This is a genomic window from Nocardia sp. NPDC050717, assembly GCF_040654275.1.
Classification (GTDB): Bacteria; Actinomycetota; Actinomycetes; order Mycobacteriales; family Mycobacteriaceae; genus Nocardia.
Genome location: NZ_JBFAHR010000003.1, coordinates 411698 through 424688 on the forward strand (window position 1 = coordinate 411698; position 12991 = coordinate 424688).

Annotated in this window: 13 protein-coding genes; 8 read left to right on the top strand and 5 right to left on the bottom strand. The window is 70.1% G+C overall.

The genetic code is table 11. The annotated features are described in order from the left end of the window. The first annotated feature begins 100 nt into the window (after positions 1–100). The gene (locus AB0H56_RS10220) at positions 101–766 is read left to right on the top strand and encodes a GNAT family N-acetyltransferase (RefSeq protein ID WP_357160047.1); all 666 of its coding nucleotides are present in this window, start codon (positions 101–103) and stop codon (positions 764–766) included. Between the two features lie 52 nt (positions 767–818). On the opposite strand, the gene AB0H56_RS10225 is transcribed toward AB0H56_RS10220, so the two are convergent. Further along, on the bottom strand, positions 819–2087 hold the full coding sequence (locus AB0H56_RS10225; RefSeq protein WP_357160050.1) for a SidA/IucD/PvdA family monooxygenase: 1269 nt from the start codon (positions 2085–2087) through the stop codon (positions 819–821). 68 nt (positions 2088–2155) lie between these two features. Here AB0H56_RS10225 and AB0H56_RS10230 point away from each other — a divergent pair, with 68 nt between their 5' ends. From AB0H56_RS10230 to AB0H56_RS10240, 3 genes are all read left to right on the top strand, one after another. Beyond that, the gene (locus AB0H56_RS10230; protein ID WP_357160053.1) at positions 2156–2863 is read left to right on the top strand and encodes a siderophore-interacting protein; all 708 of its coding nucleotides are present in this window, start codon (positions 2156–2158) and stop codon (positions 2861–2863) included. A gap of 127 nt (positions 2864–2990) precedes the next feature. Further along, positions 2991–4343, top strand: a complete 1353-nt coding sequence (locus AB0H56_RS10235; RefSeq protein ID WP_357160056.1) for a hypothetical protein — start codon at positions 2991–2993, stop codon at positions 4341–4343. 74 nt (positions 4344–4417) lie between these two features. Continuing rightward, complete coding sequence (locus tag AB0H56_RS10240) at positions 4418–4837, top strand: TIGR03667 family PPOX class F420-dependent oxidoreductase (RefSeq protein ID WP_357160059.1); 420 nt, start codon at positions 4418–4420, stop codon at positions 4835–4837. Positions 4838–4888: 51 nt separating this feature from the next. Here AB0H56_RS10240 and AB0H56_RS10245 read toward each other — a convergent pair whose 3' ends face one another. The 3 genes from AB0H56_RS10245 to AB0H56_RS10255 form a co-directional block, all read right to left on the bottom strand. After that, positions 4889–6625, bottom strand: a complete 1737-nt coding sequence (locus AB0H56_RS10245; RefSeq protein WP_357160062.1) for an ABC transporter ATP-binding protein — start codon at positions 6623–6625, stop codon at positions 4889–4891. Then, positions 6622–8460: an ABC transporter ATP-binding protein gene (locus AB0H56_RS10250; RefSeq protein ID WP_357160065.1), complete on the bottom strand. Its 1839-nt coding sequence runs from the start codon at positions 8458–8460 to the stop codon at positions 6622–6624. Before AB0H56_RS10250 ends, AB0H56_RS10245 begins: the two co-directional genes overlap by 4 nt. 193 nt (positions 8461–8653) lie before the next feature. Next, positions 8654–8869, bottom strand: a complete 216-nt coding sequence (locus tag AB0H56_RS10255) for a hypothetical protein (RefSeq protein ID WP_357160068.1) — start codon at positions 8867–8869, stop codon at positions 8654–8656. Between AB0H56_RS10255 and AB0H56_RS10260 the strand changes: the two genes are divergently transcribed. From AB0H56_RS10260 to AB0H56_RS10270, 3 genes are all read left to right on the top strand, one after another. Then, on the top strand, positions 8862–9437 hold the full coding sequence (locus AB0H56_RS10260) for a putative glycolipid-binding domain-containing protein (RefSeq protein WP_357160071.1): 576 nt from the start codon (positions 8862–8864) through the stop codon (positions 9435–9437). The genes AB0H56_RS10255 and AB0H56_RS10260 overlap by 8 nt on opposite strands. Before the next feature lie 20 nt (positions 9438–9457). Continuing rightward, positions 9458–10417, top strand: a complete 960-nt coding sequence (locus AB0H56_RS10265; RefSeq protein ID WP_357160074.1) for an RluA family pseudouridine synthase — start codon at positions 9458–9460, stop codon at positions 10415–10417. Between the two features lie 97 nt (positions 10418–10514). Beyond that, entirely contained in the window at positions 10515–11246 is a 732-nt protein-coding gene (locus AB0H56_RS10270) for a CPBP family intramembrane glutamic endopeptidase (protein ID WP_357160077.1), read from the top strand. Position 11247: 1 nt separating this feature from the next. Here AB0H56_RS10270 and AB0H56_RS10275 read toward each other — a convergent pair whose 3' ends face one another. Beyond that, positions 11248–11904 (bottom strand): TetR/AcrR family transcriptional regulator, encoded by a 657-nt coding sequence (locus tag AB0H56_RS10275; protein ID WP_357160080.1) that lies wholly within the window; start codon positions 11902–11904, stop codon positions 11248–11250. 103 nt (positions 11905–12007) lie between these two features. On the opposite strand from AB0H56_RS10275, the gene AB0H56_RS10280 reads away from it, so the two are divergent. After that, positions 12008–12844: an SDR family oxidoreductase gene (locus AB0H56_RS10280; RefSeq protein ID WP_357160083.1), complete on the top strand. Its 837-nt coding sequence runs from the start codon at positions 12008–12010 to the stop codon at positions 12842–12844. The last annotated feature ends 147 nt before the right edge of the window (positions 12845–12991 follow it).

A 12991-nucleotide genomic window follows, 5' to 3' on the forward strand; every position in this document is an offset into this window, starting at 1 on the left:
CGGTGGCGATCGAACGACCGGATCGCCATGATTTCCGATTGAAACGCCGCGGTTTGTGATCGACCGCCACGGTGTGTGATTGAACGGAGCGCCGAGCCAGATGAGCCCCGCCGGGACCCCCTACGTGCTACCCCGCGAGCAGACCGACCTGCCCGCCGACGTAGCCGCCGCACCGGCGCCGAGCCTGCCGGTGTTCGCACCGCCGTTCGCCCTGCGCGCGGCCGACCCGGACGGTACCGACCCCGAACTGCTGGCCGAGTGGATGACCCGCGAGCACCTGCTCGAATCCTGGGAGCAGGACTGGGACGCCGAGCGCCGCCGCACCGACTTCCGCGCCCAGCTGGCCGGAACGTATTCGCGCCCCTGCATTCTCAGCCTCGACTTCGAGGTGCTCGGCAGGCCGGAACTCGGCGTCCGCGACGTGGCCTACCTCGAGTTCTACCGCGCCGCCAAGGACGAGATCGGCCGCCTGTACGACGCGACCCCCGGCGACATCGGCTTCCACATCGCCACCGCCGACACCGCGGTGATCGGCAAGGGCATCATGACCGGCTGGATCGCCACGATGGTCACCGCGCTCTTCGCCGCGAACCCCGACTGCCACCGCGTCCTCGGCGATCCCGACCATCGCAACCAGGCCATCTGCCGCAGTCTCACCAAGGCGGGCTTCCATCGGATCGACGAATTCGACGTCCGTCCCGACCGTCGCATCGCCCTCTACGCGGCGCCGCGCACTCCTGACGACCTGCCCGTCGCCCGGGCCTGAGTCCGACCCGAACAGCCCCGCGCCGTCTGCCGCGCGGGGCTGTTTCGTGTGCTCAGCGAGCCGCGGCGCGTGTCCGGCTCCTGGCAGGCTCACTCTGCAACACGCGGTCCGAGAGTTCCCCGAGGCAGCTCAGATTCGGGAAACCTGGGCCCTGCGCGAGCGCGGCCATGTTCGGCAGGTAGAGCTTTCCGGCCAGACCGGTGACCGCGAGGTCGTAGCCGATCGACGCCTCGATGCGCTGCTGGGTCAGCGGGCCGCCCACCGCGAGCTCGAGCTGGTCGGCGGTCTGCTGGTCGAACATCTCGAGGAACCACAGCGGCTGCCCGCCGGTCGCGTCGACGACCAGATCGAAGTTGTGCACCTGGTCGGCGCGCAGCTCGTTGGTCAGGGTCAGCGCGAGCGACTCGCCTCGCGGCACGATCTTGGTGACGCGGCCCTGCAGGTGGTGCACGCGGTTGTCGCCGAGCAGGCTCTCCTGCACGCGCACCGAGAACACCCCGCGGTCGGTGCGCCGGATGACGTCGCGACGCTCCTGGATGCTCAGCGCGTTCCACTTCACCGGGTCGCTGAACAGCGAGTTCTCGAAGAAGCTCTCGCCGCGGGTGTAGAGGGTGGCCATCGGCGAGATCACCGAGATGGTGAGCATCTCGTGGCGCACCAATTCGTCCAGCGCCGAGCCCGCGGTCTCGCCGCCGCCGATCACCGCGGCGCGTGAGGCCACCGGCAGGCTGCGCTTGCCCGCCAGGTCCCAGAACTCGGCGATGCTGAGCACGCGCGGATGTTCGGCGAGCGCGCGGCTGCTGCGGCCGGGGCCGGTGATCATCAGGCCGTCGGCGGCCAGTTCGGTGCGGTGGCCGTCGGCGTCGACGACGTCGACCTGCCAGCGGTCACCGGCATGGCTGACCTGCTCGACCTTGCCGAGCACCAGTTCCAGATCGATGGACTTGGCGACCCACTGCAGGTATTTGGCCCACACGTGGTGCTGCGGGCTCGGCCTGCCGCGGTCGATCCACTCGGCGTAGGTGCCGTGCTCGATCAGGAACGAGGTCCAGCTGAACGCGGCCATCCCCTGATCGATCTCGCGGTTGCGACCGCGCGCCCAGGTGGATCGGTACGGGAAGCCGATGTCCTTCTCGGGGCTGGTGCCGAGGCGATGCTGACCGTCGGTCCACCCGCCGGTGGGCAGCCAGTTGCCGCCGACCGCGTGCGACTCCACCACGATCACGCGGGGAGCGGACAGCCCGAGAGCGCGCAGGACGTGCGATTTAGCCGCTACCGCAAGGGCTTTCGGCCCCGCTCCGACTACCAGGAGGGTTTCCACCGGTTCGTTCTCCGCTCTCTCACGAACGCCATACAGACAAATATGTGACCTTAGGCTAACCTAACGGCATGGGTAAGGGATTGAATGGGCTCATCACCAAGGCCTGGGGCGGCGCCGACTACACGCTCACGGTGACCTCCAACGAGCAGATCACCGACAAGTTCGTGCGGATCGGCTTCACCGTCGGCGGACTCCTCGCGGACCACCCGGTGCACCCGACCCAGTGGATCCGGCTCTGGATCCCGGACGCCGAGAGCGACAAGCTGCACCACCGCGGCTACACCCTCGTCGACCCGAACCCCGAAGCCGACACCGCCAGCATCGACTTCGCGCTGCACAACGGCCCGGCCGCCGACTGGGCCGTCCGCGCCAAGCCGGGCGACCTGCTCGACGCCACCGTGCTCGGCTCCAACTTCCAGCTCCCCGAGCAGACCCCGAGCGAGTACGTCGTCTTCGGCGACACCGCCTCGCTGCCTGCCATCAACTCCCTGCTCGACGCCATCGGCGACACCCCGGCGCGGGTCTGGCTGGAGTGGCAGTACGAGTCGGACATGACCATCCCCGTGCACAACAAACCGCACCACGAGCTCACCTGGCTGCAGCGTGTCGACGACGGGCGCCTGCTGCGCGAGGCCGCGCAGGAGATGAGCTGCCCCGCCGACGCGTTCGCCTGGGTGGCCTGCTGCGGACAGACCACCCGCTCGATCGTGAAGACCCTCAAGACCCAGCACGCGCTGCCCAAGACCGCGATCAAATCGCAGGCCTACTGGAAGTGAGCCGGGGGGATCACCCCCGAGGCTGACCGCGACTGCGCCTCGCGGCTGATGCGCCGGTAGCCCGCGCTGCGGCAGGCTGGTCGGACAAGTCGGAACATCGGAGCCGACCCGACCGAATCGAGCGAGCGTGTCCGTCATCGATGCCCTGTTGCTGCTCGCCGCCGTGGCGCTGGCGAGCACCCTGGTCGCCGTGCCGCGGGTCGGCAGACGGGTGGCGCCGTTCGCCCTTCCGGTGCTGGTCATCGGCGCGCTGGGCGTGTGGGTGCTCGAGGGCTACTGGCACTGGTGGCCGGTGTACCTGCTGATCGTGCTGATGTTCGCCTTCGTGGTGACCGATGCCGCGGGTACCCGGCGCCGGGTGCTGTTCCGGTCCGGGATCGGCGTGCTCGCGGCGCTGTCGATCCTGCCGTGGGCCGTGCCGCCGCGCCCGGAACTGCCCGCGCCGACAGGGCCCTACCTCGTGGGCTCGGAGATCTTCCGCTGGGTCGACGAGCAGCGACCCGAACCGGTCACCGCCGCCGACGATCGGCGCAATGTCGTTGTGCAGGCGTGGTATCCGACCGACGTGGCGTCCGGTCGGCAGTGGGTGTACCTGGACGGATACGGCAGGCTGCCCGCGCGGATCTCCGGGATTCCGAGCTTCCTCGTTCCGAGTCCGGACACGAACGCGACCGCGGGCGTTCCGGTGTCACCGGCGGAGCAACGCTGGCCCGTCGTCCTCTTCTCCCCCGGCTACGGCGCGCCGCGCGCCTTCTACTCCGGCCTGCTCGCCGACCTGGCGAGTCGCGGATTCATCGTGCTCGCCGTCGACCACCCCTACGAGGTGGCGGTGACCGAACTCGCCGACGGCACCGTCGCCACGGCCGTCGAGAACATCCCCGCCGACGACCCCGACGGCGATCGCTACATGACCGAACGGCTCGAAACCCGCACGGCCGACCTGCGCTTCGTGCTCGACCAGCTGAACCGCCCCGAGGTGCTCGGCCCACTCGACGGCCACCTCGACCTCGACCGGATCACCGCCGCCGGACATTCCTTCGGTGGCGCCGCCGCGTGGTCGGCGACGATCGCCGACCAGCGGATCACGGCCGCGGCCAATCTCGACGGCACCCTCTACGGCACCCCGCTCACGCGGCCGGTCACCCGTCCCGTCCTGCTGCTCGAGAGCGACCGCGCCGAAACCGGCCATTCCCAGCGCTATCTCGACGGGAACCGCGGGCTGCTGGAACGCGCCGAGGCGCCCGCCTTCCGCTACGAGTTCAGCGACGCCAACCACTACAGCTTCACCGATGTCGCCCAATTCCTCGCCCCACCAGCACGATTCGCGGCTTCGCTGGTGATCGGCGGCTCGCGTGGACCGGCGGCCACCCAGCGGGCCACCAACGACATCCTGGCGCCGTTCCTGCTGGGCGAACTCGACGCGGTGGATCGCGCCGCGCGTGCCCATTCCGGCGTCACGGGCGGACCGGTCCCGCGTTAGTGGCGATCGCGACGGATCTGCGTCATGGTGGACGGCGGAACGTCACCGGAACCCACCCACACGAGGAGCACACCGTGTCCGTTCTCGACGAGAGCACCCCCTTCGGCGCCATGGTCGCCAAGCGACTGGCCGACGAACACGTGATCTGGCTGACCACCGTCGGCGCCGACGGCACCCCGCAGCCGAATCCCGTCTGGTTCCTGTGGCGTGCGGGCGAGTTCCTGCTGTTCACCCAGCCGGCGGCCAAGCGGCTGCGCCACATCGCCGAGCGACCGCGCGTCGCCCTGAATCTCAACAGCACCCACTCCGGCGGCGACGTCGTGGTGTTCGCGGGCGAGGCCAGGGTCGGCGAGCAGGCCGACACGGAGGAGATCGCCGACTACGTGCGCAAATACACGCAGGGCTTCGTCGACATCAAGATGACCGAGGCCGAGTTCTTCGCCTCCTACTCCACCCCGATCCGGATCACCCCCGACCGCCTGCGCGGCTTCTGAGAACGCACTCGGCGACCGCTGCGCACAGCGGCCGCCGGGTGTTCACCGTGCTCAGACGGCAGCGGGCTCCAGCCGCCAGCCGGTCGCGCGCTCGCGTTCGTTCCAGAACGCGGCGTAGCGTCCGTCCAGCGCCAGCAGCTCCGCGTGGGTGCCGCGCTCGACGATGCGGCCGCCGTCGAGGAACAGGATCTGGTCGGCGTGCGCGATGGTCGACAACCGGTGCGCGACGACGAGAACCGTCTTGTCCCTGGTCAATTCGTGGATGCCTCGCACCACGACCGCCTCCGAATGCGGATCGAGCGCGCTGGTGGCCTCGTCGAGCAACACGATCGGGGCGTCCTTGAGCAGGGCGCGCGCGATCGAAACACGTTGCCGCTCACCACCGGACAGTGAGGCGCCACCCTCGCCGACGGCCGTGTCGAAGCCGTCGGGCAGCCGCTCCACGATCTCGTCGACCCGGGCGGCCACAGCGGCGCGCTCCAGTTCGGCGTCGGTGGCGTCGGGCTTGCCGATGCGGATGTTGTCGGCGACCGAGCGGTTGAACAGGTAGACGTTCTGGAAGACCAGCGAGAGCTGGTCGAGCAGGGTGTCCGAAGGCTGTTCGCGCACATCGTGTCCGCCGACCGAGACCGCGCCCGCGTCCACATCGTAGAAGCGGGCGGCCAGGCGCAGCAGCGTGGTCTTGCCCGCGCCGCTCGGGCCGACGATGGCCGTGGTGGTACCGGCCGGGACGGTGAAGGACAGGTCGGCGAGCACCGGCTCGCCGGGGCGGTAGCCGAAGCTCACCTCGTCGAAGACCACCGCGGGCGCACCGGGGGTCACCGGGTCGGTCGGCGTGGGCAGGGTCGGTTCGGCCAGGAGGCCGGTGATCCGGTCGGCGGCGGCCGCCGCCGAGCGCAGGGCGGCGCCGAGCTGGGCGGCCTGGTTCACCGGCTCGATGAAGCGCGAACTCACCGCGATGAGCGCGATGGCGGCGGCGGCCGAGATCGCGCCGTCGGTCACCCGCACCACCGCGAGGTAGGCGAGCACCAGGAACACGGCCTGCACGAACAGCGCGAACACGATCAGGCCCGGCACGGTGGCGACCATCATCTTGCGCACCGCCGAGCGCTGCGCGACCAGCGCGCCGTCGAGTGCCTTGTTGCCCGCGCCGACCGCGCCGAACGCGCGCAGCACCGGCTGCGCCTGCGCGAACTCGACCACCCGTGAGTCGGCCTCGGCCGCGGCGGTGTGCAGCCGGGCATCGGCGCCGGTGTAGGCCCGATTGGCGAGGTTGTTCACCAGATACAGCACCGGGGCGGCCAGCAGCATGGCAAGTCCCACGCGCCAGTCGATGAACAGCATGCCCAACGCCACCACCAGCGGCACGATGATGCCGGTGAGCACCTTGGTGAGCAGGTAGGCGATCAGGCCCTGCATCTCGCGCACCTGCTCGACCATCACCCGCGACAGCGGACCGGCGTCGCGGCCCTCGAACCAGCCGAGCGGCAGCGCGTTGAGCTTGTCGCCGAGGCTGGTCTGCAGCGAGCGCTGCATCCCCAGCCCGATCCGCAGGCCGAGCACGGCCTGCAGGTAGCCGAAGATCACCACGCCGAGCACCGCGACGCCCATGCCCAGCGCCCACAGCCAGGCGCCGCGCAGGTCGTCACCGAACAGCGCCTCCAGCACCGGCACCAGCAGCAGATAGGCGATGGCCTGGCACAGCGCCTGCACCACAATGGCGGCGAGCAGCCGCGGGATGAGCGGGGTGAGCTCGTCGGGGACGAGGCGAAAAACCTTGCGAATCATCGTGTTTCCTCCACCAGGGCGAGGGTGCCGAGCGCGGCCTCGTTGATCTCCCACAGCCGCTGGTACAGGCCACCGGCGGCCCGCAGGTCGGCGTGCGTGCCCTCCTCCACCAGGGATCCGTTCTCCAGCACCAGGATCCGGTCGACCTCGGTGATGGTGTGCAGGCGATGCGCGATCACCAGCACCGTGCGCCCGGCGACGAGCGCGGCCAGCGCGTCCTGCACCGCCGCCTCGGACTCGGGATCGGCGAAGGCGGTGGCCTCGTCGAGCACGAGCACCGGGGTGTCGGCGAGCAGCGCGCGGGCGATCGAGAGTCGTTGCGCCTCACCGCCGGACAGCGCCGCGTCGGTGCCGATCTCGGAGTCGTAGCCCCGCGGCAGCGCCGCGATCCGGTCGTGGATCTGCGCGGCGCGGCAGGCGCGCTCGAGGGCGGCGTCGTCGGCGTCGCGGCGCGCGATCAGCAGGTTCTCGCGGATCGAGCCACGGATCAGGCGCACGTCCTGGAAGACGAAACCGACGGTGCGATAGAGCTCTTCGCTGGTGAACTCGCGGATGTCGCGGCCGTCGATGGTGATCCGGCCCGCGCCGACGTCGTAGAAGCGGGGCAGCAGCTTGGCCAGCGTGGACTTGCCGGAACCGCTCGGTCCGACCAGCGCGGTGATGGTGCCCGGTGTCAGTTCGAGATCGATGCCGCGCAGCACGTCGTGGCCGGTGCGGTAGGCGAATTCGACACCGTCGAAGCGGACGACGCCGCCCTGCCCGGTGGCCGGGGTCGCGGACTCGACGGCGGCGAGTTCCGGCGTCTGCTGCAGTTCGTGCAGGCGCAGCGCCGCGGCGCCACCGGCCCGCAGCGCCTGCGAGCCGTAGCCGAGGCCGAGCAGCGAACTACCGATACCGAGGCCCACCAGCAGGAACGGCAGCAGGTCGAGCGGATTCACCCAGTCGAGGCCGACGAAGGCCAGCCCACCGACGAGCACGATCAGCATCACGAACACCGGCATCACCACGATGTCGGAGGCCGACTGCACGCGAATGATCGGCATCTTCAGCCGCTGCGCCGCGGCCACCTGGCCGTCGACGGCGGTCTGGAACTCGGTGTGCGCCTTGCCCGCCTGACCGAACGCGCGCACCACCTGGATGCCGTCGACGAATTCGATGGTGGCCTCGGCGGTGCGCCGCTCCCAGCGGGTGTAGACGGCGAGGCGGTCGCGGCCGTCGCGGTCCATGATGCGGCCGAACAGCACGAAGTAGGCGATCAGCGGGATCAGCAGCACCAGGGTGAGCCGCCAGTCGACGGTGAACAGGTAGCCGAGGGTGACCAGCGGAACCACCAGCGCGCCGACGAACTCCAGCCGGGCGTGCGCGACGAGGTAGTGCAGGGCCTCCACGTCGTCGCGCAGATAGGTCTTGACCTCACCGGAGCTGCGCTCGCCGAACCAGCCGAGCGGCACCCTGGTGAGTTTGTCGGCCAGCAGCCGGCGCAGGGTGAGCTGATAGTTGGCATCGAGGGCGTGTGACCAGGTCAGTGCCACTGCCTGCAGCAGCGCGCGCACGACGAGCACCGCGACGGCCGCGCCGAACAGCCACCACACCCGGTCGGTGTCCACCGGGGTTTCGAGCAGTTCCCGGCAGGCCTGCACGATCAGCAGGAACGGCACGACGGTGCACACCGAGGCGACGGCGACGAGCAGGCTCGCGATCGTCAGCATGCCCGAGACCGGGGCCAGAATCTCCTTGCGCGCCCGCGCTTCCTGTTGTTTACGCGCTTTCGCCGCCGCCTTGGACGGCCGGTTGCCCGACTCCGCCCCCGGCGGCGGCGCTACCTGCACCGTCATAACGTTCTCGCCCTCTCGACTGTCCACGGCATTGCGCCAAAGGTAGGTTAGCCTAAGTTGAGCGGTTGTGGCTGCCCGGGGAAAGTTGTGTGAACTGCCGGTCAACCCCCTCGGCGCGGCGACAATCCGGGCGTAATTTTCTCCCTACCTCTCAGAGACTTTCAGCGGCGGGAGAACGAAAATGTTTGTCACATCAATAATTTCGACAATCGCGGACTGTCAGGCCGATCCCGGAAAGCTCACGCCCGAACAGGCGCATCGGGCCATGCAGATACACCTCGAATGCAGCGTGGATCTGTGCCGGGTGCGCCGCCGGGCGCGACATACCCTCGTCGAGGCGAAATTGATGGTGCTCGATCAGCGCGCCGGTTAACCGGCGCGATTCCGGGAATTCCCCGAGGGTGTTCACTCCCCTGCCCGCCTCGGCCGCCTGGGTGCATCGCGAGGCGCGCACCGGATTCGAAGTGACCTATTTCCGCGACGACGCGCGCGGAGTGATCATCGAAGGGTGCGCGACCGCGATCGAGGACGGTCACGTCTGGGCCGTCGACTACCGGCTCCGCGTCGACGGCGGTTGGCACACGCGCTCGGCGCAGATCACCGGCCGCTACGCCGATGCCCGGCGCTCGCTGGTACTGCACTCCGACGGGCTCGGCCGCTGGCAGGTCGACGGCGTGCACGCGCCGCAGCTCGACGGCTGTCTCGACGTGGACCTCGAGGCGTCGGCCTGCACCAACACGCTGCCCGTGCACCGGCTCCGCCTCGCCGTCGGTGACGCCGCGCACGCGCCCGCGGTCTACGTGAGCGCGGCCGACCTCGCGGTCTCCCGGTTGTCCCAGCACTACCGCAGGGTCGTCGACGGCGCTGGTCAGCGCTATGACTACAGCGCCGAGGCCTTCGATTTCCGGGCCACGCTGGAATACGACGCGGCCGGGCTGATCGTCGACTATCCGGGGCTGGCCGAACGCGCGGGCTGAGAACCGGCGAGACTGGTGCCATGCGACGCAGGCAGCAGCCGCCGCTGCCCAAGCGGCACGGCCTCGACCCGGCCCGGCTCCGGCTCCCGGAGGACGGGCACTGGGCGACGGTGCGTGAGCACCTGGTCGAGCGGCTGCCGCGCGTCGATCCGGCCCGGATCGACGAGATGCTGCGCGCGGGCGAGATCGTCGACCTGGACGGGCCGCTCGCCCCGGACGCGCCGTTCGTGCCCGGCGGCGCGGTGTGGTTCCACCGCGATCTGCCCGTCGAGCGGGAGGTGCCGTTCGAGATCGGGATCGTGCATCGCGACGACGACATCCTGGTGATCGACAAACCACACTTCCTGGCGACGATCCCGCGCGGTCAGCACATCCTGCAGACCGCGCTGGTGCGGTTGCGCCGCGAGCTCGACCTGCCCGACCTGATCCCGGCCCACCGGCTCGACCGGGTGACCGCCGGGCTGGTGCTGTTCGTGGTGAATCCGGCCGCGCGCGGGGCCTATCAGACGATGTTCCACCGCCGGACCGTGCGCAAGGAGTACGAGGCCGTCGCGCCCTACGATCCGGCGCTGGAGCTGCCGCGCGTGGTGCGCAGCCGGATCGTCAAGGAGAAGCAGGTGCTGGCCGCCTACGAGGTGGACGGCGAGCCCAACGCCGAGACCGAGGTGGAACTGATCGAGCACCGCGACGGACTCGGCCGGTACCGGCTGCGACCGCACACCGGCCGGACCCATCAGCTGCGACTGCACATGAACAGTCTCGGAGTGCCGATTCTCGGCGACGACTTCTATCCGGTGCTCACCGACAAATCCGTCGACGATTACCGCAGGCCGCTGCAGTTGCTCGCCGCCTCGCTCGAATTCACCGATCCGCTCAGCGGGGAACCGCGCCGATTCGAGACGCGGCGCGAATTGCAGGCGTGGACGGATCACGCCGGATGGTCGGATACCTCACAGCCCGCCGGTTCCGATCGATCTTGATCGCTGGCCCGCCGGGCCGGTGGCGGCCGGTTTCCCACCCGGACCAGCCATTCACCCGGCCGTTTCCATTTCGTGATAATTCCGTACACTCGGTCGGGTGTCCGTCCCCGTCACCGCGCCCCGGCCCAAGCTGCACGCGTATATCGACATCGCAGTGGTCGTCGTCGTGCTGGCCGGGACCAATCTGATCGCGCATTTCACCACCGCCTGGGCCAATATCGTCACCGTGCCGATCGCGGCCTTCGCGCTGCTGGCGCTGATGCGCAAACGCGGGCTCGGCTGGGCCGAACTCGGCCTGTCGCCCCGGCACTGGCGACGCGGGACGATGTACGCGGTGGGCGCGGTCGGCATCGTGCTCACCGCCGTCGCGATCGGCGCGCTGCTGCCGGTGACCAGGCCGTTCTTCCTCGCTGACCGCTATGCCACCATCTCCGGCGCGCTGATCGCGTCGATGATCGTCATCCCGTTGCAGACCGTCATCCCCGAGGAACTCGCCTTCCGCGGCGTCCTGCACGGCACCCTCGATCGGGTGCTCGGGGTGCGCGGGCTGTTCGCGGCGGGCTCGCTGCTGTTCGGGCTCTGGCACATCGCCTCGTCCCTCGGGCTGACCAGCGGCAATGCCGGGCTGTCCGGCATCGTCGGCGGCGGGCTGCTCGGCCAGATCGTCGGCATCGCGCTGGCCGTCGCGGCCACCGCCGCCGCGGGCGTCGTCTTCACCTGGTTGCGCAGGCGCAGCGGCAGCCTGCTCGCCCCCATCGCCCTGCACTGGTCGCTCAACGGCGCGGGCGCGCTCGCCGCGGCGATCGTCTGGCACACCGCGCTGCGCTGAGTCAGCGCTCCTCGGCCAGGGCCGGATCGGTGGCCCGGACGGCGGCGAAGACACCGGCGCAGACCTCGACGAGGTCGTCCGGCTCGGTCGCGCGACCGTCCATCAGCCAGTCGACCAGCAGGTGGTTGACGCCCCCGACCACGGTGACGCAGGTCAGACGGCCGTGTTCGGACAGCGGCTCGGCGCGGGCCGTCGCCCACAGGCCCGCCACCAGCTCGGCGTAGTCGCGCAGCACGCCGTGCCTGCGTTGCTCCATCCGCGCCGACACGCCGACCACCTCGATCAGCACCACCCTGGCCCGCCGCGGGTCCTCGGTCAGGTAGCCGATGAACGCGGCCAGGCCCGCGGCGATCAGGTCGTCCAGATCCCGAGCGGTCGTCCGCAGCGCGGCCAGTGTGCGCTCGCGCAGGGCCGCGGTGAGCTCGTCGTAGAGGGCCGACAGGCAGGCCTCGCGGTCGCGGAAGGATTCGTAGAAGTAGCGCTCGGTGAGCCCGGCGATGCCGCACAGCTGCTTCACCGAACCCGCCGCGTACCCCTGGGTGCCGAACAGGTCGAGCGCGGCGGCGAGCAGGGCCGCGCGGCGCTGCTCGACGCGCTCCGCGGTGGTGCGGCCCGAATACCGCCGACCCGCCGGACGATCGGCGGAATCCTCTGTCATCGACGCCTGTCCTTCTGTGCGACTGCGTGGAATACTAGGCGGAAATTTCTGACATGACGACATGTCAGAAAGCGTGTTCCCGCTGCATCGAAAGGCTTCGCCGATGAAACGCACCCATGCCGGGCTGGTCGTCGCTGTCACCGGTGGCGCCACGGGCATCGGCCGCGAGATCGCGCGGCAGTTCGCCGAGGCGGGCGCCCGGGTCTGCGTCGGCGACCTGTCCGGGACGGCGGCGCGCACGACCGCGCGGGAACTGCCGGGAACGGTGCACGGGTGCGAACTCGACGTCACCGACGAGCGGTCCTTCCACGACTTCCTCGCCACCACCGAGGCGCTGCTCGGGCCGATCGATGTGCTGGTCAACAATGCCGGGGTGATGTGGGTCGGCTCGTTCGACACCGAGCCCGACACCGCGACGACGCGAATGCTCGCGGTGAATCTGCACGGGGTGATCCGTGGCGTGCGGCTGGCCGCGCCGGCGATGCGCACGCGCGGACGTGGGCACATCGTCACCATCGCCTCGATCGCGGCCAAGGTCTCGCCCGCCGGGGAATCCACCTACGCCGCCACCAAACACGGCGTCCTCGGCTACCTGACCGGCGTGCGCGAGGAACTGCGCGGCAGCGGCGTCGAACTGACCGCGATCATGCCGGGCGTGGTCGACACCGAACTCGCGGCCGGAACCGCCACCGGCGCCGCGAAACTCCTGCAGCCCGCCGATGTTGCCCGCGCCGTGCTCGCCGTCGTCGAACGACCGCGCTTCGAGGTCGTCCTGCCCGCGCAGGTCGGTCCGCTGCTGCGGCTGGCCGGCCTGCTTCCCCAGCGTGCGCGCGATCTCGTCCTGCGCCGCACCGTGCCGAATCAGGTCGCCGCCGTTGCCTCTTCGTCGGCGCGCGCGGACTACGAGCGGCGGATCACCGGGCCCGATTCGCGCGAGTAGGCGGACGCGACGTTCGCCCTGGACACGCCGTCACGCCGGGCCGTCGGCACCGGTGTGATCCGCCGTTGTCGTTGACCGGCGACCGGTCGGCGTTTACGCTCTCTGGCAATCACACATATGTTCGATAGTCCATATGTTCGAGTGACC